The organism is Candidatus Moraniibacteriota bacterium (assembly GCA_028688415.1).
GTDB lineage: Bacteria > Patescibacteriota > Minisyncoccia > Moranbacterales > UBA1568 > UBA1568.
This window is the reverse complement of record JAQTYF010000001.1, coordinates 532,765-557,543: the sequence shown is the minus strand read 5'-3', so window position 1 is coordinate 557,543 and position 24,779 is coordinate 532,765. Positions and strand designations below refer to the sequence as shown.

24 protein-coding genes and 5 tRNA genes are annotated in these 24,779 nt (G+C 41.3%); 16 read left to right on the top strand and 13 right to left on the bottom strand.

Features of this window, described 5'->3' with window-relative positions:
- Nucleotides 1-149 precede the first annotated feature (149 nt).
- The 12 genes from PHH40_02720 (at nt 150) to PHH40_02665 (ending at nt 10,435) form a co-directional block, all read left to right on the top strand.
- Nucleotides 150-620, top strand: coding sequence for a hypothetical protein (locus tag PHH40_02720; protein ID MDD2766654.1), 471 nt, complete (start codon nt 150-152; stop codon nt 618-620).
- Nucleotides 617-919 carry a hypothetical protein gene (locus PHH40_02715; GenBank protein ID MDD2766653.1) on the top strand — a complete coding sequence of 101 codons (303 nt, stop codon included), beginning with the start codon at nt 617-619 and terminating at the stop codon, nt 917-919. Before PHH40_02720 ends, PHH40_02715 begins: the two co-directional genes overlap by 4 nt.
- Before the next feature lie 96 nt (nt 920-1,015).
- Entirely contained in the window at nt 1,016-1,456 is a 441-nt protein-coding gene (locus PHH40_02710) for an FMN-binding protein (GenBank protein MDD2766652.1), read from the top strand.
- A 13-nt stretch (nt 1,457-1,469) separates the two neighbouring features.
- Nucleotides 1,470-2,342, top strand: coding sequence for an FAD:protein FMN transferase (locus tag PHH40_02705; GenBank protein MDD2766651.1), 873 nt, complete (start codon nt 1,470-1,472; stop codon nt 2,340-2,342).
- Between the two features lie 133 nt (nt 2,343-2,475).
- Nucleotides 2,476-4,122 (top strand): SulP family inorganic anion transporter, encoded by a 1,647-nt coding sequence (locus tag PHH40_02700; GenBank protein MDD2766650.1) that lies wholly within the window; start codon nt 2,476-2,478, stop codon nt 4,120-4,122.
- Between the two features lie 152 nt (nt 4,123-4,274).
- Nucleotides 4,275-4,799, top strand: coding sequence for a hypothetical protein (locus tag PHH40_02695; protein ID MDD2766649.1), 525 nt, complete (start codon nt 4,275-4,277; stop codon nt 4,797-4,799).
- 46 nt (nt 4,800-4,845) lie between these two features.
- Nucleotides 4,846-6,996, top strand: coding sequence for a hypothetical protein (locus PHH40_02690; protein ID MDD2766648.1), 2,151 nt, complete (start codon nt 4,846-4,848; stop codon nt 6,994-6,996).
- A gap of 118 nt (nt 6,997-7,114) precedes the next feature.
- Nucleotides 7,115-7,768 (top strand): transcriptional repressor LexA, encoded by a 654-nt coding sequence (gene lexA / locus PHH40_02685; protein MDD2766647.1) that lies wholly within the window; start codon nt 7,115-7,117, stop codon nt 7,766-7,768.
- Nucleotides 7,769-7,794: 26 nt separating this feature from the next.
- Complete coding sequence (locus PHH40_02680) at nt 7,795-8,313, top strand: disulfide bond formation protein B (GenBank protein ID MDD2766646.1); 519 nt, start codon at nt 7,795-7,797, stop codon at nt 8,311-8,313.
- Nucleotides 8,314-8,409: 96 nt separating this feature from the next.
- Complete coding sequence (locus PHH40_02675) at nt 8,410-8,934, top strand: M23 family metallopeptidase (protein ID MDD2766645.1); 525 nt, start codon at nt 8,410-8,412, stop codon at nt 8,932-8,934.
- A gap of 172 nt (nt 8,935-9,106) precedes the next feature.
- Nucleotides 9,107-9,180 (top strand) — tRNA-Arg (locus tag PHH40_02670).
- Between the two features lie 448 nt (nt 9,181-9,628).
- Nucleotides 9,629-10,435: an SIMPL domain-containing protein gene (locus PHH40_02665; protein MDD2766644.1), complete on the top strand. Its 807-nt coding sequence runs from the start codon at nt 9,629-9,631 to the stop codon at nt 10,433-10,435.
- 71 nt (nt 10,436-10,506) lie between these two features.
- Here PHH40_02665 and PHH40_02660 read toward each other — a convergent pair whose 3' ends face one another.
- The 10 genes from PHH40_02660 to PHH40_02615 form a co-directional block, all read right to left on the bottom strand.
- On the bottom strand, nt 10,507-11,679 hold the full coding sequence (locus tag PHH40_02660) for a PilT/PilU family type 4a pilus ATPase (protein ID MDD2766643.1): 1,173 nt from the start codon (nt 11,677-11,679) through the stop codon (nt 10,507-10,509).
- A 234-nt stretch (nt 11,680-11,913) separates the two neighbouring features.
- Nucleotides 11,914-11,984: transfer RNA gene (locus tag PHH40_02655), tRNA-His, on the bottom strand.
- A 100-nt stretch (nt 11,985-12,084) separates the two neighbouring features.
- Nucleotides 12,085-12,157: transfer RNA gene (locus PHH40_02650), tRNA-Arg, on the bottom strand.
- 33 nt (nt 12,158-12,190) lie between these two features.
- Nucleotides 12,191-12,263, bottom strand: a tRNA-Lys gene (locus tag PHH40_02645).
- 95 nt (nt 12,264-12,358) lie between these two features.
- Complete coding sequence (locus PHH40_02640) at nt 12,359-13,708, bottom strand: VanW family protein (protein ID MDD2766642.1); 1,350 nt, start codon at nt 13,706-13,708, stop codon at nt 12,359-12,361.
- A gap of 9 nt (nt 13,709-13,717) precedes the next feature.
- Nucleotides 13,718-14,254: an Hsp20/alpha crystallin family protein gene (locus PHH40_02635; protein MDD2766641.1), complete on the bottom strand. Its 537-nt coding sequence runs from the start codon at nt 14,252-14,254 to the stop codon at nt 13,718-13,720.
- Nucleotides 14,255-14,350: 96 nt separating this feature from the next.
- On the bottom strand, nt 14,351-14,845 hold the full coding sequence (locus PHH40_02630; GenBank protein ID MDD2766640.1) for a hypothetical protein: 495 nt from the start codon (nt 14,843-14,845) through the stop codon (nt 14,351-14,353).
- A gap of 1 nt (nt 14,846) precedes the next feature.
- The gene (locus tag PHH40_02625) at nt 14,847-17,465 is read right to left on the bottom strand and encodes a valine--tRNA ligase (protein ID MDD2766639.1); all 2,619 of its coding nucleotides are present in this window, start codon (nt 17,463-17,465) and stop codon (nt 14,847-14,849) included.
- Nucleotides 17,466-17,521: 56 nt separating this feature from the next.
- Nucleotides 17,522-18,259 (bottom strand): coenzyme F420-0:L-glutamate ligase, encoded by a 738-nt coding sequence (locus PHH40_02620; protein ID MDD2766638.1) that lies wholly within the window; start codon nt 18,257-18,259, stop codon nt 17,522-17,524.
- Nucleotides 18,256-19,446 carry a tRNA (adenosine(37)-N6)-threonylcarbamoyltransferase complex transferase subunit TsaD gene (locus PHH40_02615; GenBank protein MDD2766637.1) on the bottom strand — a complete coding sequence of 397 codons (1,191 nt, stop codon included), beginning with the start codon at nt 19,444-19,446 and terminating at the stop codon, nt 18,256-18,258. Before PHH40_02615 ends, PHH40_02620 begins: the two co-directional genes overlap by 4 nt.
- Nucleotides 19,447-19,486: 40 nt before the next feature.
- Here PHH40_02615 and PHH40_02610 point away from each other — a divergent pair, with 40 nt between their 5' ends.
- Nucleotides 19,487-20,089, top strand: coding sequence for an RNA polymerase sigma factor (locus tag PHH40_02610; protein MDD2766636.1), 603 nt, complete (start codon nt 19,487-19,489; stop codon nt 20,087-20,089).
- A 183-nt stretch (nt 20,090-20,272) separates the two neighbouring features.
- On the opposite strand, the gene PHH40_02605 is transcribed toward PHH40_02610, so the two are convergent.
- Both PHH40_02605 and PHH40_02600 read right to left on the bottom strand, forming a co-directional pair.
- Nucleotides 20,273-20,344: transfer RNA gene (locus tag PHH40_02605), tRNA-Glu, on the bottom strand.
- Nucleotides 20,345-20,441: 97 nt separating this feature from the next.
- Nucleotides 20,442-20,588 carry a GIY-YIG nuclease family protein gene (locus PHH40_02600; GenBank protein ID MDD2766635.1) on the bottom strand — a complete coding sequence of 49 codons (147 nt, stop codon included), beginning with the start codon at nt 20,586-20,588 and terminating at the stop codon, nt 20,442-20,444.
- 257 nt (nt 20,589-20,845) lie between these two features.
- On the opposite strand from PHH40_02600, the gene PHH40_02595 reads away from it, so the two are divergent.
- The gene (locus PHH40_02595) at nt 20,846-21,121 is read left to right on the top strand and encodes a hypothetical protein (GenBank protein ID MDD2766634.1); all 276 of its coding nucleotides are present in this window, start codon (nt 20,846-20,848) and stop codon (nt 21,119-21,121) included.
- A 50-nt stretch (nt 21,122-21,171) separates the two neighbouring features.
- Here the strand turns inward: PHH40_02595 and PHH40_02590 are convergent, their stop codons facing one another.
- Nucleotides 21,172-22,443 carry a family 1 glycosylhydrolase gene (locus PHH40_02590; GenBank protein ID MDD2766633.1) on the bottom strand — a complete coding sequence of 424 codons (1,272 nt, stop codon included), beginning with the start codon at nt 22,441-22,443 and terminating at the stop codon, nt 21,172-21,174.
- A 185-nt stretch (nt 22,444-22,628) separates the two neighbouring features.
- Between PHH40_02590 and PHH40_02585 the strand changes: the two genes are divergently transcribed.
- Both PHH40_02585 and PHH40_02580 read left to right on the top strand, forming a co-directional pair.
- Nucleotides 22,629-24,338, top strand: coding sequence for a glycosyltransferase family 2 protein (locus PHH40_02585; GenBank protein MDD2766632.1), 1,710 nt, complete (start codon nt 22,629-22,631; stop codon nt 24,336-24,338).
- Nucleotides 24,339-24,354: 16 nt separating this feature from the next.
- A complete protein-coding gene (locus PHH40_02580; GenBank protein ID MDD2766631.1) occupies nt 24,355-24,735 on the top strand; it encodes a hypothetical protein in 381 nt (126 codons plus the stop codon).
- Nucleotides 24,736-24,779 lie beyond the last annotated feature (44 nt).

Genomic DNA, 24,779 nt, shown 5'->3' with positions numbered 1-24,779 from the left:
AAAAATAAAAGTGATGCAGTTTTTATTCTCATAAAAAAGAGGGGTAATACAAAATCTCTCTTTTTGTTTTTCTGAAAAAGGTGTATTATCGAGGTGAACATATATTGAACGGTCAAAAATATACGTTCTCTATTTTTGAGAAAAAACATATGCATACACTTGTAGGGTTGCACGCATTTTTAGGAGAAGCAGGAGCGCTGGCATTTCTCTGGGTTTTTATAGAGGTGCTCAATACTTCTGAAGCAAGCGTGAAGAGGGCTCGCCAGGCTGCATTGATTGGTGTTGTGCTTCTCGTCCTCGCCTGGATAGCAGGAGGATGGCACTATTTGACGGACTATGCGGTTGCCGTCAAACCAGTGATCAAGGCGGGGCCATTTCCGTGGGCACATATCGTCATCACTGAGACCAAAGAGCACATTTTTCTTTTTATTCCTTTTCTCGCATTTCTCGTCTGGGGCCTCCTCTCTCGATACCGAGATGAGCTCAGAGAAAATCTCGAAGCACGCAAAGCTATTCTCATCACTTCGTTTCTTGTTGTTCTCCTCGCATTTGCGATGGCCGGAATGGGAGTTCTTATTTCGAGCGGGTTCCGGGCCGCTCTTGAGATGAAATTCTTATGAAAATACACAATACAGCACTGACATGTGCTACAACGGTATCGATATGGCTCATCGTATTATTGACGATTCTCACGGAGATTTCCGCTCCATTGAAATCATTTCTTGTGAGTCTCACAGGACATCATTGGCCGAGCAAGGGAATCATTACTCTCGCAACATTTCTCCTGACCTATTTCATTCTGAGTAGGAGAGAAGAATCGGAAAGTGTTTTGAAAGGTGCTTGGACTGTCGTTTGGAGTATTGTTTTTGGTGGGCTCACAATACTCTTCTTTTTTCTGTACGAGTTTCTCGGATCGTAAGAAATATTTTTCGAAGAGAAGAATGAAGAACATTTTCTCTTTTTTCAGAACAAGTGTATACTAATAAAAAATAATGTGTTGTTATAAAATAAAAATATGTCACAAATAAAAAAGAGTACGATAGTGATTTTGTGTGCTGTAGTGTTGAGTGCCTTTATTTACTACTGGTATGCGACGCAAATCCTCGGTGTGAAAATTGATACCGATGACAGCGCTTCTGTTCCTCTTTCGGGTGTCACTGTTCCGGAATCGAGGAAACTCACTGCTATCAAGAAGTACATGGCTACGGAAGACAAAGAAGACACACTGCAGTTTGTTGTCACTGTCGATAAAGAAGGAGTAATTACAGATGTTCTCGTATTGGATGCTGAAACCAAAAAAGTTCCTGAGAAGAAGAAGGCTTTCAACGAAGGATTGGTAAAGATTATCAAGGGACAAAAAATGAGCGATCTTGGTCCTGTAGATAAGATTGGTACTTCGACATATACTACCGATGCTTTCAATAGCGTCATTGATATCTTGAAGGCACAACTTTAAACACATTTCTGTAATGGAAGCATTTTCTTTCTCTGGATTGGGCACAGGATGGTCTGTAATGATAGATGGAGATGTTGTTCGTCCCGAAGTGAAGAATGATATTTTGAACTATACGGAAACTTTCGAGAAACGTTTCTCTCGATTTCTCCCACAGTCTGAAGTCAATGCTTTTCGAGAATCAGAGGCAGGTGAGTATACGCTTTCCTCTGATTTTTTATTGCTTCTCAAAACAGCGGATCGTCTCCGTATGCTCTCGAATAGCAGATATGATCCTGCTGTAGCAACACTGCTTGAAGATGCTGGTTATGGTACCAAAAAAGGATTTACTCCTCTAAAAAGGAAAGAAGGAAGTGGTATTCCTCATTGGTCGCTTGTGGAGAAGAATCTGAGTATTGATGGACCGATTGCTTTTGATTTGGGAGGTATAGGGAAGGGGTACTGTATTGATGGTGTTGCTTCGATTCTCCGTCATGCCGGATACGAATATTTTCTCGTCGAAGGTGGTGGAGATATGGTAGCAACAACAAAGGCTGACGGTAGTCCTTTCCGAATAGCAGTGGAATATCCAGGGAAACCAGATACCGCAGCAAGTATCGTCCATCTCGGGAATCAAGGGATAGCAGTATCGGATGTCTTTCGCCGTCGTTTCGGGAAATGGCATCATCTGATCGATGTTCGAGAGAAGAAGTCTGTAGACGATATCATTGGCTGTACAGCAGTAGCATCAAGTGCTTTTTCAGCTGATTGTATGACCTCTGGGTTGTTTTTTGCTCCAGTTGAGAATTATGAGCTTCTTGTCAAAACTTTCGATGCTTCGTACATTGTTTTTCATAAAGACGGTACTGCAAGTATTAGTGAGAATTGGACAGGAGAGGTATTAGGATGATCACACAGACTGTCTCAAGATACGATTGACAAAGAATAGAGCGAGAGTATAATTGAGGACGTTATACTGTTCAAATAAAGGAAGGGGAGAGATATATATTTCTCCGTTTTATTTTTTTTAATACTTTTTCTCTATGAATAGAAAAAAAATGAGTATACGAGAGAGAATTGAACAAAATTGGAAATCGGGTCTCACTGTTTCTTTTGTTTCCGTACCACTTTCTATCTCACTCGCGGTAGCGGCAGGGGCGACACCACTTATGGGGGTGATTACGGCTATTTGGGCGGGTCTCGTTGCTTCTTTCTTCGGAGGGAGCAGATTCAATATCGTCGGACCAACAGGAGCATTGTCTGGTCTCTTGATTGTATATGGAATGACGTATGGTATCACTATTTTACCGTTTATGGCTATCCTTTCCGGAGTATTTATTCTTCTTGTTTTTCTTTTTCATTGGGAACGGTACATCATTTTCGTTCCTTCTAACGTTGTACATGGATTTACTCTTGGCGTAGCGTTTATTATTGGACTCGGGCAGTTGAATTTTGCTTTGGGACTGGAGAACCTTGTTTCTCATGAAAAACTGATCGAAAATATTCATGAAACATTGCTTCATATCGACGCGTTCCAGATGAGTGCACTTATTTTGTTCTCTGTCGGTCTCACATTCTTGTTTGTGTGGAAGAAGTTTTATCCTACCATACCAGGCGTGATCGTACTTGCTCCAGTAGGTATCTTCCTTGGGTATCTTTCTCAGAAAAGTATGCTTTTTAATATTCATTTTCAGACGTTGTTTACGAAGTTCGGTGATATTTCTGGAAGTCTCTGGTCTATACCAAAGATATCTTTTGTGATCAATGAAGATGTGATCGTCGGGGCCCTTGCTATCAGTCTTGTCGCTATTCTCGAGACACTTCTCTCTGCCAAAGTCGCAGATGGTATGACCAAGACAAAACACAATGTACGAAAAGAAGTGCTTGGTGTCGGTCTCGCTAATGTCGCATCGGGTGTATTCGGAGGTATCCCGGCGACAGCTGCTCTCGCGCGCACCGCTCTCAATATCAAGAGTGGTGCCAATGATCAGATGTCAGCAACTATTAATAGTATTTTCGTTCTGCTTATCTCGATATTGTTTCTCTCGGTTTTTACCTTTCTTCCTCTTCCAGTGATTGGTTCTGTACTCGTATTTGTGGCAATCCAGATGGTCGAGAAGAAACACTATATCCATATTTATAATAACGATAAGTCAGCTCTTTTTGTCTCGATGCTGGTTGCTCTCGTCACTATCGTGATGGATCCGATGGCTGGGCTTTTGATCGGTTCTGCTGTTGCCCTTCTTATCTTTGTTGACAAGACATCGAAATCTGAAGCAGAAATTACCATTAATAAGGATAAAAAAATTATTAAACGAGTAAATGCTGCAAAAATAATCAAAATCAAAGATCATGGTGATGTGATTGTTTATCGATTTGCAGGACAGCTCACCTATGTCAATATTCAATCGCATATCAATACAGTGGAAGCAATGAATGGCGGAGCGCAGTTCGCAGTACTTAGTCTGCGCAATCTGTTTTTTATGGATATGGATGGCGTGACCGGTCTCAAAGAGATAATCGATATTTTTGAAGCAAAGGGGAAGAAGGTTTATATCACAGCAGTAGGAAGCCTTATTAATGATTCTCTCAAAAAGGAAAAATGGTTTGTGATATTGCATGATAATGAACGAGTATTTGAAAGTACGCAAGATGCATTGATCACTATCAATGCTTCAATAAAGGAGTAGAAAAAAAATCTTTTCTAGTAAAAGTAGTAAGAAAATCGAAGTCGAGGAATTTCTAGTAAGTTCCTTGATTTTTTTTATAAAGAAAAAACATTTGGCAATTTTATTAGGTAGGAGTACAATAGAAGCAAAATTAAAAGCGTAAAAAGAAAAATATGTCTTGGAAAATATTTATTCTTTTGGGTATTGTTTTGTTTTTTCTCGGCTGTGTGTCTGGCAGTCTACTTTCTGTTCGTTTTTATTCGTTGAAAAACAGTTCTCAATCAAATATTGATACAAACAGTCCTGCATATCAGGCTGGTTTTCATGCCGCCCGAAAACTTGTTGAAGGGAGTAGGTTGTGGGAATTTGTCAACACAGAATTAGACGATATTCGTTTCATAGCAGGCACTGTGAATTCTGTAGAAGGAAATCGTATTGTAATACATTCTGAATCAATAATTGGAGATCCTTTTTCTCGAGAACCAGCCATAAATGATTATACGGTGACTATAAATGAGAATACTCAGGTACTCAGAGCTACTGAGACCGGTTCAGTACCCGTACCTTTCATAGAGATCTCTCTTGGAAATACAGTAGTGGTGACATCACAGGAGAATATAAAAAATCAGCCAGAGTTTGTTGCCAAAGAAGTGCAAATTCAAATACCTATTCCTGATGAGTTAAAGCCGCAGTTATGAGAAGTTCCAATAAAAAAATATGAGGTGCATTGTAATAAAATTTTTGATGTCCGTATGTCTTATATTTTTGGGACTTATTTTTCAAAAGGAAGTTGTTTATGCATCTTCGATACAATTTTCACTGACTGGTAATATCGATGATCCACATAGATATGCATCGTTCACAGCATATACAGATAAGGATATTTATTTACCTGGTGAAACTATAAAAATAAGTCTGAAGGCAGATGCAAATCAAGGATGGTGGTATGTGAAAGAGTTTTTTGTTGTAAATGCTCCCTTGCCTCCGTATCTTTGGAGGGGGATTAGTACGGGCACGCCTAGGCCGTGGTTTTCTGAATCTGCTATTGTCACAAAGACTGCCGAGTCTGTGCCCGGGACATACTCTCTTGGATTATGGGCTTGGTCTAATTATTATCACGCTTCTGGTCAGTGGATAAGTGGTGTTCAAGATAAGAGTCACTCTCTTTCATATACTGTTACATCTGTTATTAATGGTGCTTGTGCGACTACTCATAACAATTGTACTACTGGAAATTCTGCTTCTCCGAGCGAGACAGGTACAGAATGGCAATGGTCGTGTAATGGCATAGGAGGAGGAACAAACGCACAATGTACTGAAACCAAGCCTCTGAGTCCGCCGACAAATGTGAGTGTACGGTGTACACCGAATATGAACACCGGATCATACTGGATGGATGTTTCATGGTATGAATCACAGGGAGCTATCAATTATCCTCTTCGTGTGAGATATCCAGCATCAGCAAATAGATCAGATATGCAAATCGGCAACGGAGCTGTCGACGATGGAGCACCAGTAGGGATTCATGCCTCAGGAGATCCGGCAGGAAAACTCTCCTATCGTATCAATGGTCAATTTCTCGACGGACAGTATAGGTTCTGGATGCACGCATGGAACAGTACGGGATTTAGCGCACCCACATCGAGTATAGGAGTGTCCTGTCACGATGCGAGATTGGGCACAAAAGACGGAGTCTGTCATCCTGGGGGATACAATGCTGGTTACCCAGAAAGTCATGGATGTTCATCAGGTATCCGTTCCGAAGATCCAGCTGATGTCATGGGCGAGTACCGATGGACATGTCTTGGTGCTGGAAACCCTGTAGGTGTCGATAGTCCTGTTTGTAGAGAGGCGACTCCCAAACCAATTGTTTATTTTGATGGCGCTCCGGAAGGATCATCATATCTTGGAAATGACATCGAGATTAATGGTCCTGGCAATGTGTTACTCTCTTGGAGTGTGTGGCCGAATGGAAATCCAAACATTGTGGGGGGGCATTGTGAAGGTGCAGCCCTTGACTCAAACAATAATGATCCACAAGTTGCAGGATGGGGACTTATTCCGACTGTAAAACCTACATCTGGATCAAACCTAGCAGGTTCTGATACGGTATATGTTGATAGAGACACAACATTCTATTTGAGGTGTTTTGATTCAATGGGATTTCCTTCTGATAGACGTCCTGTAGGAGTCACGGTAGCATATTGTAACGGAAATCCTCCTACAAATGCTTCTTTCTATCCAGGCGATATCGCATTCGGAGACACTGTTTTTTCAGAAATAAACAGACCAGGTGTCGTCTGCGAGTTTTCTTGTAATGCGGGTTATGGATATGACAGTGCTAGTCAGACGTGTCAACCAAAAGTATTGAATATCTGTTCGACACCGTGTGATGGAAATGGAGTGACTCGTACGAATCAGACTTTTTCGAACGCATCAGTCACTCTCTATGCGTGTTATGGTATCGGAAATTGCTCAGGAAATGGAGACATCTCTGTTTCTGGATTGTGGCAGGCTACTGATACTCCTGATAGTGCCATAGACCTTCTGGATAATGATATCAATCGACAACCGGCCACAGGATCTTCTTCATCGGTATTTGTCGTGAAGTCTACTTCAGCATTGGGTACACGAGATACATTACGAGAAAGGATTACGTTTCAGTCGAGCCTCCCTCTGCCGACGGTATTTACGACAGCACAAGTGCTCTGTGATGAAACAGTCAATTGTGGTGTGCAACAAGCGGGTGTGTGTTCTCATAATACTGTAAGCGGAACTTCTCCTCAAGAACTTTATTGTCATAATGGTAGTGGAGGAACAGTGAATCTCGACTGTAACGGTGTTTCTGGTACACGTTATTGTGATTTCAATTGGAAAGAGACAACACTTTGGTAAAATAGAATAGTGTATGAAAATGCTCTCAAAAGGGAGTATTTTTATTATTATGTAACAGGTTGACAAGATGATGAGAGATAGTGTATCATAGTGTATGTAAGTATTGTAAACAAAAAATATGCAAATTCTCACACAAAAGCAAAAAATTGTCTTGCAGGCTATCAAAACGTATTTCACAGAGAATGGTGAAATGCCGACCATACGAGAAATCAAGACTGAGACAGGAAAACTCGGTCTCAAGCTGAAAAGTCTTCGAAGTTTTTTTCTTTATCTCAATGCTCTTGAAGAAAAGGGGTATATAGAACGCACATCAGAGGATAGAGGAATACTTCTCAAGGGAGTGAATGCAGATACTTTTATCAATGTGCCAGTTTTTGGAGCATCGAGTGCTGGTGCAGCGACGATGTTTGCTGATCAGTATATCGAGGGCTATATGCGTGTTTCGAAGCGTCTCGTCAAGGATAGAAATGTTTTTGCGGTACAAATATCAGGAACATCGATGAACAAAGCAAAAGTGAATGGGAAAACTATTCAGAGTGGCGATTTCATTCTTGTAGACGCACAGACAAAAGAGTATCATAATGGGGACAGGGTTTTGGTCGTCATCGATGGTCTCGCAACCGTCAAGACCTATCGTTCTGTCGATGGAAAGACAATTGCTCTCCTCCCAGAATCGACAGATAAAGCACATAAGCCTATTTTTCTCACACCTGAGGACAATTTTGTGATCAATGGAAAAGTGATCGATGTTCTCAAAATGCCAAAACAATAAAAAACAATACTTTTTTGAAGGAAGAAATGATGAATATTTTTCAAATTGACAATAGAACCATCTTCCGTCTTGTAGCTCTTTTTTGTGGAGGTTTGCTTTTGTCTGCATTCTTCTTGCAATATTTTGTTTCGCAGGTTCCTTGTCCTCTGTGTATTTTGCAGCGTTTTTTTTATTTTTTCATCGGTCTTGTTGCTCTTATCGCTTCTTTTGGTTGGCCAAGAAAGAGAAGTGTTTATTTCTCCGGTATTTTGATGATGTTTCTTTCCCTTATCGGAGGTGCAATCGCTGGACGACAAGTGTGGTTACAGCAGTATTCCATTGTGACTGATGCAACGAAATGTGTGGTTCCTTTTGGTTCCTTTTTTGATTCTGTTATGTTGGCCTTGGGAGGTATCGGGAGTTGTGTTTCGCGAGATTTCACGATTTTTGGTCTTTCGATAGCAGATTGGTCTCTCTTGTGCTTCTTCTTTCTTTTTTGTGTAAGCGTTTTTATTACCGTTCGATTTGCATGGACGCGTTATAGAGTCACACGAGAAAATGATTAAGGGAAAATATTTATTATTTTTTTGGCTTGTATTGGGGAAGTGATTATTGACGAGAGGTGGTTTTCATGATAAAATGTGCATAATAAAGTATATACTATGGCACATCTCGTTACTCCATCTTTGGTATTTCCTATAGATCAGTATGCTGTCAACGGTGTGCCGTTTGGAAAACGTTCTGTCTATGATGGAGTGCTGTGGGGGATACATCTCGGAGAAGACTGTGAAGCTCCGGCAGGTACTGATGTGCGTGCTTGTGGGAGAGGCAAAGTAGTATACGCTGCACTCCATCCAGGAATAGCAGAAAAAGGAAATTGGGGAAATATTCTCATCATTCGACATAAACAACCAAGAACGAGGAGAGTATTTTATTCTGTGTATGCTCATTTGGGAGCGTGTTTCAAACGCATCGATGACAAGGTAGAAATTGGTGAGCCGCTTGGTTTCATTGGAGAAAGCTTTACTCCAGAAAATGGTTTCTGGAAGGCTCATCTCCATTTTGCTATTTATACAGGTCCATGGAAGAAGGAGGTTTTACCAGGATATTGGAAGGAAGGTGAGAGGCGTACTCGTCCAGAATGGTGGGAAAACCCCAGTGAATTTATTGTACATTACAACAAATAAAAAGAGAGTATTTTTTATTTGATTGACTTTGTATCCTTTTTGCGGTACGGTTACTCTTGTATTCTCTCCTATATGCGCTTGTTCCGTTCCATCCGCCAGCTGGCGAAGACGGATCAGTGGATGAGAGGATGGAAGAAGGAGTCTCTCGGGACAATTAAAGTATGAATTATATGCGCTCGTAGCTCAGTGGATTAGAGCATCTGGCTTCGAACCAGAGGGTCGGGGGTTCGATCCCCTCCGAGCGCACAAATGAACAAAGTGAATAGTCGCTCGGAGCAAGCCAACTGCTTGGCTTGCGTAGGGGATCGAACGTCAGAACGATATTTTGTCAGCAGACAAAATCGTGAGACGGTGCCTAGACAAACTTTTGTGTCGACAAAAGTTTAGTCGAAGGAGATCCCCTCCGAGCGCACAAATGAACAAAGTGAATAGTCGCTCGGAGCAAGCCAACTGCTTGGCTTGCGTAGGGGAGAGAAAAGCGGAGTGATGTTTCGTGAGTACACGAAACCACGAGCTGGGGTCGCGGAAATTTATGAGCGTCGGCGAATAAGTTATCTGTGACCGATTCCATTCTCCTCAAAAGTTTAGTCGAAGGAGATCCCCTCTCGCCTCGATGAGATATCGGTCGAAGCGGGCCGAGCGCACAAATGAACAGTTTAAAACCACTTCGAGTGGTTTTTTCGTTTGCAGATATATGATATACTTCATCTATATCCGTAATTATTTTCTTATGTCAGAAGATTTTATCAAACAAGCAAAGAATATCGCCTTTCTCGTAATTGCATTTTCGGCAGTAGCGTATGTCTATCAGTATGCTCGATCAGTTGATCAGACATTCCCAACCAAGACTTTTTCTGTCGACGGTGAAGCAAAGATGGAAACAGCGAATGATATTGCAACGTTTACCGTGAGTGTTGTCACTGAGGGTGACAAAAATATTGCTGCTATTCAAAAACAGAATACAGAGAAAATGAACACGATCAACACGTTTCTCGGAGAGCGAGGTGTAGAGAAAAAAGATTTGCAGACGAGTCAGTATACTCTCAATCCTCGCTATAGCTATGCTGATTGCAACGGAAAAAATATCTGTCCTCCACCGATGATTGTTGGATATACTCTGACACAGTCACTTGATATCAAGGTGCGAGACTTTGAATCCTTGGGAGATATTTTGTCTGGTGTCGTCGGTAGTGGTGCTAATACTGTTTCTGGTGTGAGTTTTACGGTGGACGATACTACTGAGGCACGTCAAGTGGCTCGTACAGAAGCTATCAAAAAGGCTCAGAAAAAAGCCAAGGATACTGCTCTCGCAGGCGATTTCCGTGTCGGGAAACTTGTTTCTCTTTATGAGGATATACCCACTTCTCCTCTTGATACTCCTCGTTATGGTGCAGGAGGAAATGGTGTGATGGAAGCAAAGTCTTTTGCATCACCGATTATCGAACCAGGTACACAATCTGATACGGTACATGTCAATCTGACATACGAGATTGTGCAATAGTTTTGTTGAGGGAATCATCGTTACAAAAATACCACACCCGGAAAGGAGTGTGGTATTTTATTATTTCTCTTTTAGAGAGAAACGTGAGTATGCGGTTCAAATTCGAGAGAAGAAGCAATATCAGAATAATTGACTTTTCCTTCTCGAATGAGTGCTGAGAGCGATTGTTCGAAAGTGAGCATTCCTTCATCGGCAGATGAGGCAATAGTATTTTCGAGTTGTGCTATATCTCCATTGCGAATAGCATTGCGTGAAGCCCAGTTCGCAAGGAGGAGTTCGAATATTGCCGTGCGATTACCATCGATTGTCGGGATGAGACGCTGATTCAATATACCAAGCAGAGAATCTGCCATTTGAGACAATACGAGGTCTCGTTCTCCTGGTGTGAACATGCGGACGATACGATAAAGTGTCTGAGCAGTGTTCGTAGAGTGAACCGTACTGATGACGAGGTGGCCCGTAGCTACGAGTTTGAATACTGCTTCCGCGGTTTCTCGATCACGTACTTCACCGATGACGATGATGTCTGGATCTTGTCGCATCGCTGCTCGGAGAGATTTGTCGAATGAGAGAGTATCGGTATGTAATTCACGTTGAGAGATCATACATTTCTCACTCTCGAAAACATATTCAATAGGATCTTCGAGTGTCAGTATATGCTCACTTCGTGTCTTGTTCATCTCGTTTATCATCGCAGCCATCGTTGTTGTCTTTCCTTGGCCAGTAGGACCACAGATGAATATGAGTCCTTGTTTTTTCTGAATGAGACTTTTTATCTTTTGAGGTGCTCCGATCTGATCAAGTGATGGCACATTGCCACTGATACAACGCATAGAAATCGAAGGATACCCATTTTTATAGTATGCATTACAACGGTAACTCACTCCATTTTTGTGTGTAAAGCAGAAGTCGTGTTCTTTTTCAAGAAGAAATTGATCACGAACGGCAGTATCTGATATGAGGCTAAGAATGATTTCTTCTGCTATTTTTGGATCAATCGTATCATAATTCAAGAAAACGAGAGATCCGTTGACTCGAATTGCTATACGGTTATTTCCAGAAAAATGAATATCAGAAGCATTTTCCTGTTGTGCCAGGAGAAGCACCGCTTCAAAGGCTGTTTGATCAAATATTTGAAGAGTAGGGGTTTCCTCTTCTGATTTTTCGATACGTGAAAGAAGCGTATCAACTGCTTGATCAAGAGTTTGTGTATTTACTGGAGATGTCTGAAGAGAAGTGTACATAGATTGAGAAATAAAAAATCAGATCAATGCAACCGTTTATAATAGCACATTTTATGTGTTTTGTCAATACATGGAAAAAAGCTCTACAGAGAGAAGAAAGGAGTGTTTTTGGACGAGAAAAGATGCTCGAAAAAAACAAAAAACTCCCAAAAATGGGAGTGGATAAGAAAAGAAAAAAGGTCTATGGAACACAAGGAACCCTGATCCGAGAATTTGTTAAAAAGTGTTCAAAGGGGTGGCCACAGGGAATCGAACCCTGATTCATGGTACCACAAACCATTGTCCTGCCATTGAACGATGGCCACCCCTTTATTCACTTTTTAAATTTTGTACCACAATCCGCCAACTGGCGGACCTGCCATTGAACGATGGCCACCCCTTTATTCATTTTTTGATGTAATTGTGTGCTCCGGGCTGGAATCGAACCAGCGACCAATAGCTTAGAAGGCTACTGCTCTATCCACTGAGCTACCGGAGCGAGGCCCGGGAACACGACACTTGTCTCTTTGTGTGGGCGCAGCAGGGATCGAACCTGCGACCGTTGGCTTAAGAGGCCACTGCTCTACCAACTGAGCTATGCGCCCAACGAAACAAAAAGCGTTTATGATAAAAAGAAACGCATTGCCATCGTATCAGAATATGGGAGGCTCGTCAATGAAAAAGAATGGTTAAAAGTTATTTAAGGATGTATTTTCTTGTAGGCTGTCCATTCTCTCTCTGACCATCCATTTGGCTTGGTAACAAGCACCTGTTCTTGTCCTGGCAAAGGATAGAGACTTGGAGATTTGTAATTGCTCCAAAAACTATCACGAATAAAATTCTCTCCTTCAGCAGTATTTACTTCTTGGGTAAAAACGGTTTTCATGCTTCCGTCAGGATTGTGCTCAAGGATATGAGGACCGTCAACTACAACGTTTCTCTTATCATTGGTACCATAGAAACGAAAGGTGAGTTTCGTTCCTTCGATGGAAGATTGAACGAGTATGGCACCAGGCGTATTGTTGACGAAAGTCAGATCTGGTTTGGGAATATAGACAGTAGCATCCATACCGTAGGGAGCATAATAGTGTACGGGATAGGCGTGATTGCGACGAGCGGTTATTTTCATACCGCTGTAGATGGCGGTACGGAAAACAGTACTTGATACCTGACAGATGCCACCACCAAATTCTGGTGTCGTTTGATTGTTTTTGATAACGAGCTCTGGGAGATATCCATGTTCACCGTCGACTTCACCGAGATATTTGATAAAAGAAAACTCTTCGTTCGGTGCGATAACGATATTCTGGAATTGTTCGAGCGCACGTTTGATATTATAAATACGATTTTTGGTAGACCCTGAAAAATTGGTTGTTCCTTCTCCTACCAGTTCTTTGAGTCCAAGTCGTTCACGATCAGTAGCGACGAGTTTGGGTTCCGTGATAGTAGTCTCGAGTGTTACTGTGACAGATTTTTTCGTTGTATTTTGGAGAGCGTTTCTTAGAAGAATGAGACTTTTTTCTTCATTCAAATGTCGTCCAGTACGTTCTGATTCAGCTACGATGACTTGTCCATCAGAGACAGTGAATCGCACATCAACAGGATCCTGATTTACTTTTTCTCTCAGATGGGCGATAAATCTCTTCAAAGCTTCGGTATCAGGAGTATAAGTAGTTTCTGTCTTGAGATGGTGAGAAAATGCACGAGAGAGAGAAAACTGACAAAAGAAATCTTCGGTAGGACAGAAGGATGTGTCTTCTATCTCAGATGTATACGAAGGGAAATAGGTGAGATGTGTCTCGAGATGGAGAAGTGCTGTGAGAGCGGACGCGTCGATTGTTTCAGAATAATCAGCAGCCTGTACAGTAAGCGTATCAGGAGTGATTGCTGATACTTGTTGTGGTGCGAAGAATATCATACCAGAAAACAAGACGACAGAAAGTGTCTTTCGGAAAGGAATAGAGGAGATGGGGTAGATATATATTTGCATAAAAAACAAAACTGATCCCAAGAGGATGGAATCAGTCGTGGAAAAACGTACTCCATCCATACGAATGGATTAGAAACCCCGTACTTGAATTTTTTTAGTTTTTGTCGTATCGGCTTTTGGTAAGCGAATGGTGAGGATGCCATTTTTGAGTGCGGCATCGACTTTTTCTGGAAGGACATCAACAGGCAATAATACAGAACGAGAAAATGATCCCCAATAACATTCCTGGTAATAATAGTTTCCATTTTCTACATCTTCTTCATTTTTACGCTCACCTTTGATGGTCACCATATCATTATTGATAGAAACATCGAGGTCTTCTGGTTTGACACCGGCGATAGTAGATTTGATGACGATATCGTTTTCGGTCTGATAGACATCGATAGTGAGTTGTCCTTCAGCATTATCATTTTCGCCTACTTCTTCACGTGTGGTAGGCTCCCATGATTCTTCGTTGCGTATAGCAAAAGCGGGAGAAGGCTCTCTCATGGTAATAATTTCTTCCCTTTCTTCGGTGTATACAGGAAGTGGTTCACCATATTCATCACCCTGTATATTTTTTGCACCAGTCAGTCTTTCGAAGAAAGAACTTTTTTGTTTTGTCATAAAGAATAACTTTAAAAAGTTTAATAGTATTATCTCCAGTATAGAGGATTTCTCCAATATCTGCAAGAAAGAATGTTTGAAGAAGAACAGAGGATTTCAATGGAGAAAGACAAAAACATTGTAGAGAAAATGAATGATAATGGTACCGAAAAGAACAGAAAATGACGTTTTTGTGAGTGTTTTCCCTTGTGAATGAAAACGTGAGAGAAAAAAAATGAAACAGAAAGTCAGACTGGTATGGAGGAGGAATGTCGGGAAAAATGCAAGAGGGATAGGGGAAATGAAAGAAAGAGAAGGAAGAGAAAGGATATATTCAACAAGAGAAAAACCTGTTCCAAAGAATACTGAATAAGAAATGAGTCGGAAGAATGAAATATGCTCGAAAGAGGTACGTTTCTTATATTGAAAGAGGAAAATGTATTTTGATATTTCTTCAATGATAGCGAGTACGAGAAAGAAAAGAAATGTTTTGAGAGAAAAAACAGTTTCGAGAAACAAGAATGATGAGAAGATACTCAGTGTAAAAAATTCAAGAATGAGGGCGCAGACTGAAGCAAAAATGCCAAAAAAAATAAGAAGAATGAAAGGCATATTAATTGGAATGAAGGGACGCGAGATGTTGTTCTATCTCAACGAGTTCTTTTTGTACTGCATCAAGTTTCGTGCGTTCAATTTCGACGATTTCTGGCTTGGCATGACTGACGAAATTTTGATTGTTCAATTTTGCTTCGATTGAAGATGCATATCTCTCTTTTTCGGATTTTTCTTTTTCGAAACGCCCACGTTCTTTGGTGATATCGATAATCCCATCGAGATGAAGGAATATCTGGAGTGGTCCCGACTGAACAAGGATAGTATTTTTTGTACTTTCTCCATCAGCTTTTTGTACAGCCTCTATACGAGCGAGTCGTTTGAACATTTCTTCATTGGTACGAATAATGTTTTCTGAAGTATCATTGACGCTCACAGTTATTTTCTTCGCTGGCTCTATATGATAGGTAGCGCGAGTGTTACGGATAGCGACAATGAGATTTTTCACGAGCTCAAATGTGTTTCCATCTGCAGGTTCGTGAGATTTTTCACCCGGTGTTGGCCAATGAGAAACCATCAAAAAAGTCTTTCCTTGTGGATGAAAAGTTTGATGTATAGCTTCGGTAACATAAGGAATGAATGGATGCCAGAGTTTCAAAAGTGTTTCAAAAACGAACAGAAGCACGACATCATTCTTTTCTATTTTATGAATCTCGACGTACCAGTCAGCAAATTCGTTCCATGTAAAATCACGCAATTTTTCTCCTGCGAGGGAGAGTTGATAATTTTCCAGAAGAGATGTGACTTCTCCGACAATCGTATTGAGCCGTCCGAGAATCCATCGATCTGCATCAGTTTTTGCTTCTGAATTGTCAGTGTCCGCTCTTTCATTGTGGTCACGAGTACTCGTTATGTAGCGACCAATATTCCAGAGTTTGTTGGCAAAATTTCGATAGGTAGCTATTTTTTCTTCATAGAGACGAAAATCAAGTCCTGGTGTCGCCCCCAGAGTGAGACTGAGACGAACAGCGTCAGCGCCAAAACGGTCGATCATTTCGAGAACATCAACACCATTACCTTTAGATTTTGACATTTTTTGACCTTCTTTGTCACGAACAAGCCCTGTAAAGTAGAGGTGCTTGAATGGGGCGGTCTGTGTTTTGTAAAAACCAAACATTACCATTCTTGTTGCCCAGAAAAAGAGGAGATCGCGACCCATTACCATGAGATCGGTAGGATAAAATTTTGTAGCATCAGGAGTATCTGGATATCCGAGTGTCGTATATGGCCACTGTCCTGATGAAAACCATGTATCGAGCGTATCAGGATCTTGTTCCCAACCTGCTTCTGTCGGAGCAGTCACACCACAATATATCTCGGTGCCCCTGTACCAGACGGGTATGCGATGTCCCCACCAGAGTTGACGAGAGATACACCAGTCATGGAGATTCTCGAGCCAATGTATCATTTGATCCTTCATGTTTTCTGGGTGGAAAACAATAGTATTACTTTTGAGCGCTTTGATAGATTCTTTCTTGAGTGAATACTTTGGAGCATCAACATTGATAAACCATTGTTTGGAAACGAGCGGTTCAATAGATGTCTTACAACGTTCGCATTGAGAGAGACTGATAGTATGGTCTTGCTCACCTTCGAGGAGATGAAGATCATTGAGGTCTGAGAGAATTTTTACACGTGCTTCTGTTACTGAGAGCCCAGCGTATATTCCGCCAATACTGGTTATAGTTGCTTTCTCATCGATGACTTGCAAGACGTCTAGTGAATGATCCTTACCAATTTCCCAGTCGAGAGGATCGTGAGCAGGAGTTATTTTTACTGCGCCTGTGCCAAAATCTTTATCAATACGAGCACTTGCAACGATAGGAATCTCACGATTTACCAAAGGAAGGAGGACAGTTTTTCCTACGAATGTACTATAGCGTGTATCATCTGGATGGACAGCAATAGCTGTGTCACCGAGCATCGTTTCTGGACGTGTAGTAGCGACGACAATATATTCCTTTGAATCTTTCAGGGGATATTTAAGAGAATACAATTTTCCTGGTATGTCTTTGTGGATGACTTCGACATCAGAGAGTGCTGTTGCACAACGAGTACACCAATTGATGATGCGTTCTCCGCGATAAATCATCCCATCATTATACATTTGGACGAATGTTTCTGTGGCTCGCTTGGATACTTCTTTATCAAGAGTAAATGTTTCTCGTTCCCAATCAGCAGAAAGGCCGATGCGTTTTTCTTGAGAACGCATATAGTCTGCTCGATCAATACAGAAATCATAGGTAGCCTCATAAAATTTTTCTCGGCCGAGATCATAGCGAGTGATATTTTGTTCGTTCTTCAATTTTTTTTCGAAGACGACTTGTGTTTGGATACCCGCATGATCTTTTCCTGGAAGAAGTAATACCCTTTTTCCTTTCATCCGCTCGAAACGTCCGAAAATGTCCATGATGGTATAACCAGAAGCATGACCGAGATGAAGTTCTCCATTGGCATTGGGTGGCGGAAGGATATTGCAGTAGCGTTCCTCTGCATGAGGATTGTCAGTCAAAGGCTGATCGGTCTCAGGCCGAAAAAAACCACTCTCTTCCCAGAGGGCGTAGAGGTTATTTTCCCATTCGTTTGCATTGTATGCTGTAGAGATCTGTTTTTCTTCCATATACTCCCTAGAATATCACCTTATTCCCTTTATTTCAAGCAAAATATTTTTGCTCTTTATTTTCCTTTCCTCAATCGTTTGAAATGAAAGAGTGGAGCAAAGAGATCATTCTCAAATGATGGCTTGAAGAAAATGAGTTCTTTCTTTGTTGGAGAAGTTTTGTGAAAATCTATAAAATCTATTTTCTCAATGAGTGCCAGAGGAGTCTGTTCATTACCCTCTCCCATAGTGAGTACGGCAGCGCTGGCGAGAGCATCGACGTGATTCGCATGTGTCGTGAAATGTTTCCCGAATATATCAGGAGTATTCTCATAATTTTTGATTCCACGGAAACCGCTCCAGCCGATAGCGACTCCGGTTGTGCCACGGCGGAGTGGAGTAGAATGACTGTCGACGATGATTACGCCGGCGTTTTTTATTCCGAACCGTGTACAGAGATAGGTACGGATTTTCCGACTGGTACGATAGCTATCCTGTGGAAGGAGGGAATACATATCACCAGTGTTCGAACCATCGATACCCGCTCTTGCAATAAAGGTATTGTCTTTGATAGTGAGGGGAATGCCATAGCGACTTTCTTTTTTCGGGAGATAGTAATCAGCTTCTTTACTAAGTAGAGTCTCATCAACGATTGATTCTCGAGACAGCGTTCTTCCTTCACAGAGCGCTACTATTTTCGAAGTAATCACAAGAAGAGAATTCTCGGGAAATTTTTTGATATTTTTATCGAGAAGTTCGATAAGTGATATTTGTTTTGGAAGAATCTTCTCAGTTCTGATGGGAGTGATAATCATAGATTTCGTAAAGGCAAATTGGCATCGGGATCAAGGGTGAGTGAGGTGTGGATGAGTGCCTCTTTTTGTTCATCACTCATTCGTTCATAACGGAAGGCAGCAGCGACACCAATCATTACGGCGTTGTCGAGTGAATAAGCAAATTCTGGCGTCAGAAAGGTAATTTTTTCACTTAGCGGTTCAACCGCTAAATTAATGGAATCGATGGTTTGCTTAAGTTGTTCACGGAGACGGACGTTAGCAGAAACACCTCCAGCGATAACAAATGTTTTGGGAGAATACATTGTGAGAGCTTTTTTTGTCTTGGCAACGAGGACATCGACGACAGCTTCTTGAAATTCATGACAAGTTTCATCAATGAATGATTCATTTCGCATTTCTGTTTCATGCTTCTTTACATAATAGAGTACCGCAGTTTTCAGTCCCGAAAAAGAAAAATCAAAATTGTCTGCCGTTATCATCGGTCGGGGAAATTTTTTTGTGAGAGGTTCTATCTCTTCCTTTGTATGACTTTTTCTGAAAGTATCTGCCCTCCGAGAAACTTCAGGACCTCCGGGATAAGGGAGTCCGAGGAGTCTGGCCACCTTGTCGAAGGCTTCGCCAGCAGCATCATCTTCTGTCTCACCGAGAATTGTATAATCGAAATGTTTCTGCATCAGTACAAGTTGTGTGTGTCCTCCAGAGACCACAAGCGCAATGAGAGGGAAAGTGGATGCTTGATGCTTGATAAGTGATGCTTGATTTTTAGAATGAGAAGAATTTGGAGATTCATTAGATATTAGGTATTTGGTATTAGGTATTGCGATATTTTTTCCCAAAAAATTCGCATAGATATGCCCCTCGATATGGTGGATGCCGATGAGGGGTTTGTTCCAGACGAGAGCGAGTGTCTTGGCAGCACTGACACCGATGAGTAGTGCCGGCATCAGTCCAGGACCTTCAGTCACAGCGATGAGATCGATATCATTTTTTGTCAGATGAGATTTACTGAAGGTTTCTTCAATGACAGGTACAATATTTTTCATATGTTCTCGCGATGCGAGAGCAGGAACAACTCCGCCCCACTGTGTATGGAGAGCGATCTGCGAAGAGACCGTATGAGCGAGGACTGTTGCATCACGTCCATTCCAGTCGAGAAGAGCGACAGCCGTATCGTCGCAGGATGTTTCAATACTGAGTATATGCATAGTATTTCTGATGAGAGTATACTATAACTGTATCAAGCCTATGATAAAGCGCAAGTCTCAGAACAAATCAAAAGAAGAAAAAACCGATGAAGAGTTGGTGAGGTTTGTATTGAATGGAGATAAGAAATATTTTGGGGAAATAGTTCTTCGTTATGAGAAAAAACTTCTAGTGTATCTCCGATACCTCATCGGAAAGAATGATGAGATCGCAGACCTTCTCCAAAATATTTTTTCCAAAGCATTTGCTCATCTCGAAGATTTTGATGCGGATCGAAAACTCTCTCCGTGGTTGTATCGTATCGCCCACAATGAAGCAATGAATTATTTGAGGAAACAGAGCTACCTTCATCTCATCGACCAAGAATCCCTTGTCGATACTCAAGATAGACTCAAGATGGTAGATGATAGTGGAACACCATTTGAAACACTGATGAGAGATGAGGCACGCATCGCGGTCCGACAGGCGCTCAATATGCTTTCGGAAAAAGATCGACGTTTACTCAAGCTCCGATATTATCTCGAAAAATCATATGCTGAGATGAGTCATGTTCTTGCTGTCCCTGAAAACACCATCGCGAGTAGGCTTTCTCGATCCAAGAAAAAACTTCTCGATATTCTAGAGAAGAAAAAACTCTCACCGTAAATAATGAGAGTTTCTTGATAGTAGGCCCAAAGGGGGTCCTTTTTGCTCCGACAAAAAGCCTGGGCGCTACACACAGAAAATTACGCTCGCTCATTTTCTACTCACGCCCTTCTCCTCCCCTTGGATAAAAATACCAACAAAAAACACCACTCCTTGTGGAGGGCGTTTTTATTGATACATGTGTAGCCTCAAGGGGAGTCGAACCCCTCTTCCCAGGATGAAAACCTGGTGTCCTAACCGATAGACGATGAGGCCATAATTATATTCGGTCGAATAATTCTTTCTTTTTGAAACTGTTGTTCTTTAGTTCTATCTCTCTTTTTCTTGCGAGAGTCTTACTCTTGTAAGCTTCTTAGTATTGAAGCTCAAAAGGAATAAGATGTTTTATCGATTTCGTCTTTCCTTGATTGTGTTCCTGTACTCTTTTTTGTAAATCTGTTGTACTACCAATATAATGATAGTCTTTTAGCGTACTTTTGAGAACATACACATAGAACATAAGTTTGATCTCGTGAAGATGCCACCCAGAGGGTGGTCACCCTTTGGGTGAAAAACCTGGTGTCCTAACCGATAGACGATGAGGCCATATTCTCGATTTTTGTGGAACAAAGAAAAAGCAGGTCAACCTGCATAGAGAGTCTATCAGAAAGCACAAAAAAATCAAGTTTTTGCAAAAAGAAGCATATTCTGTATACTGTAAGAGTTTTCTTTTCGGAAAACATTGGAGTTTTTTTACACAAGAAAGAGGTAATAAAGATGTCAACGAGTCGCCGTTTTCGTATTCTGGTTCTTTTGTCCGAAAGACCGATGAGTGTTGTTCCTTTGACAAACGCGCTCAACGAGCGTTTCGACAAGGGGTATGCGCCAAGTTTGATCGGCAGTGATATGAAGACATTGATCACTTTTGGTCTGGTAAAGGTAGATTCTGAAAAATGTTTCTCACTCACAACTCTCGGCCTTGCCCAGTCCAAGATAGATGCAGAAAAAGCCCAACCGAATGATCAGTCCAAGCAGGCATTGGAATCAGTCTAAGTTGCAATGCAACACAATGAATGAGGGTATTTCTTCGGAAGTCCCTCATTTTAATTTTCTTCTTTTGTTATTTCGGTTTCGAGTGTATTACTCTTGCATATATCAGCATAGAGAATCGCACTTTCACGAGGCGTACGAATTTGTGTGGTGAAATCGACAGCGATGAGACCAAACCGGAGCCAGTAGCCTTTGTCCCATTCAAAATTATCCAAGAGCGACCAGTGAAGGTATCCTCTGACATCAGCACCGTCTGCGATAGCACGATGCAGAGCTGTGAGAGACTCCTTCAAAAAACGTGGACGGAGCATATCGGAGCTATCTGCGATGCCGTGCTCGGTGATATAGATTGGTTTGTAATATTTTTTGAGTTCGATGACTGCATGATAGAGGGACTCGGGGTAGAATTCCCAACCGAAATCAGTTTGAATTTTATTTTCATTTTTGTTAAAACCATTGTTGATACGATGGTGATTGTAATGATTGAGACCGATGAAATCTTGTTCATTCTGTATCTGCCTTAAAAACCAATCATTCCAAAAGAAATCAGCAATTTTCTTGAGGAGACGATTGATATATGTATTGCCCACTGCCTCAAACCAAATATTGTGTTTGGCAATACCAACTTGTGCATGAGGGAAAGATTTTTTGATAAGAGTATAACTTTCTTTATGAGCACTGACGAGATGACGAAGTACACGATAATATAACAAGAGATTTTTTTTCTGTGGTGGCCAAGCGCCTTTCAGATAGGCGTGCCCAGAGACGACATCTGGTTCGTTTAGTGTAATCCAAAAAGGGATATCCTCACCAAGTGTCTGCATAATTTTCTTGGTGTAGCGTGCAAAATAAAATGGAAAACGTTTATTGGCGACCCCGCCTTGCTTGGCGAGCCAGAGAGGAAGTGTCCAGTGCCAGAGCGTGACAAAAGGCGTGATACCTCGTTTATGCAAGGCAGAAAGTACTGTGCGGTAATGTTCTATCTCGTGCTCATCAAAAACACCCTCACTTGGTTCGATACGAGACCATTCAAGAGAAAATCGATGTGCATTCATACCGAGCTCTTGTATGAGATCGAAATCACTTTCGAATCGTGCGTAGTGATCACAGGCAGTTCCTGAAATATAATTTTGCGGATTGATTGCTTCTTGTTTGAATTGTTTCCAATGTGGGTTAGTGATGAAAGATTGTCTCGATTCTTGTACAAGACGATGAGCATTCTTTTTCTCCCACTCGGACCAGTCATTGGTATTGTTTCCTTCCACTTGATGAGAGGCGGTAGATGCACCCCAGAGAAAACCTGATGGAAAAGTGAGTTTGGTCATAAGAAAATTATGATAATGGATGCAAGATAAGTGATGAGAGCTAGAAAACAAGAAGAGAAAGAATGTTCAGAAAGGAATCTAAATATTGCCAGAATGGCTTGTTTCTGGTAGTATAGCATACTTCTCACAGAAAGAGAGAAGAGGTGTTATACTATAAAGAAAGTATTTGATTAACTATTACAACAATGTCAGAGACAACTTTTCCAACGTTTGTTTTTCCTGATCCCAAAACAACGGATCCAAAAAAACGTCGAGTCCAGCGAGCGATAGAAATGATCCCAGGCCTTCTCACATGGACAACTCTCCTCGGCATGGTCGCACTCTCATTTTTTCTTCCTATTTGGGCGGCTATTGCCGTGATTGTTTTTGATATCTATTGGATCCACAAGGCGTTCTATATCTCCATCTTTTCTCTTTCAGGACAACGTGATGTAGTGGAGGGGAAACGTATCAATTGGTGGGAGCGTTGTCAGAATATCGAACATCCAGAGGCATATGTCACTCTTCTCGAAGATCGTCTTGTACATTTGCGCGAGAGTTTGAAAGAGATATCTTTGTTTCATATTCGTGAGCGACATATTGTTCGTAAAGAAATTCGTCGTACCAAAAAAATCTTGAGAGAAACGAAGTCTCTTATTCCTCTCACAGATCAGATAATGGATTGGCGAGAAGTACTCCATGTCGTGCTCTTACCGACAGCAGGGGAGCCTGCGGATATTATTGAGCCAGCCATACAGTCACTCGTGGAGAGTAACTTTCCGAAAGAACAAATGATCATACTTCTTGCAACAGAGGAAAGGGAAAATCCAGAGACACGTCTGCCAAAAGTGGAATATTTGAAGAAAAAATTCGATGGCATTTTCCGTGATTTTATTGTAACAACGCATATTGTCGAAGGCGGTGAGATGAAATGCAAAGCATCAAACGCGCGTTTTGCAGCGAGGGAACTGATGAAATATCTCGATGCACGAAATATCGATTATAAGAAAGTTATTTTCTCAAATTTTGATTGCGATAGTGTCGCTCATCCGGAATATTTTGCGGCTCTGACATACGAATATATCATCGATCCCAAGCGTCTCCAGAGAGCTTATCAGCCACTCCCGATGTATCATAACAATCTCTGGGATACGAATGCGTTTGTCCGTCTCGTTGTGACAGGATCATCATTCTGGCACCTCTATCAGAGCACCCGTCAGGAAATGGTGACATTCTCATCGCATTCAGAGCCTTTTGATACTCTTGTGAAAGTAGGATTTTGGCCAGTCAATATGATCAGTGAAGACTCGGTGATTTATTGGAAATGTCTCGCATATTTCCATGGCGATTATCGTGTTCAACCGATCCATCTTCCGATTTCTCTTGATGCAGTGCTGGCTGAGACATATTGGAAGACACTGGTGAATCAGTACAAGCAGAAACGTCGTTGGGCGTATGGTATCGAGAATTTTCCTGTGACGATGCGTGCTATCTGGCCAGACAAACTCATTCCTGTATGGACGAAAATGCGTGTGACATTTGAGATGCTCGAAGGTCATTATTCATGGGCGACAACCTCTTTCATTCTGACATTTCTTGGTTGGTTGCCTCTCGTATTTGGTGGGGCGCTCTTTCGTGAAAGTGTTCTCGCTCACAATCTGCCATTTATCACCAAAACACTTATGACACTTGGTATGATGGGGCTCTGCATTTCTATCCCGATGTCACTTCTCTCTCTCCCGCCCAGGCCGAAACGGTATCATTGGTCTCGTTATTTCCTGATGTTGTTTCAGTGGATACTCATTCCGATTGTCGGATTTCTTTCTGCTTTCCCAGCTATTGATTCACAGACACGTATTCTCCTTGGAAAATATTTTGGCGAGTTTTGGGTAACGGAGAAAATGAGAAAGAATTAAAAAATTAATTTTATTTATGAAAAAAATATTTATAATTATATTTTCTGTACTTATTGTTTTTAGTGTGTTTGGTTTTTTGTGGAGTCAATATATTCAAAAACAAAAAACTGAAGCTCGTGCAAACATTGATGCTACGTTCAATCTCATTGATGTAACAAAGGATTATCTTGATGAATTTAAAAGTTGTTTAGATGTGAGTACATATGCAAAATTAAATGACGGTCGTCAATTTATGCAAGCGAATGATATATATGATCAATCAGAAAAAGCGTTTAAAGATGGAGAATATTCAAAAGCTATCAATCTTGCCCATGAATCGGCAAATCTTACTACTGAGTTTAGAAATCAATTCGATACTGTCGTAATTCCTAGAAAAACTGCAAATTTATGCAATTAAGTTAAGAAAAAATGCATAATTTCGCTTTAGAATTTGAAGTTCAT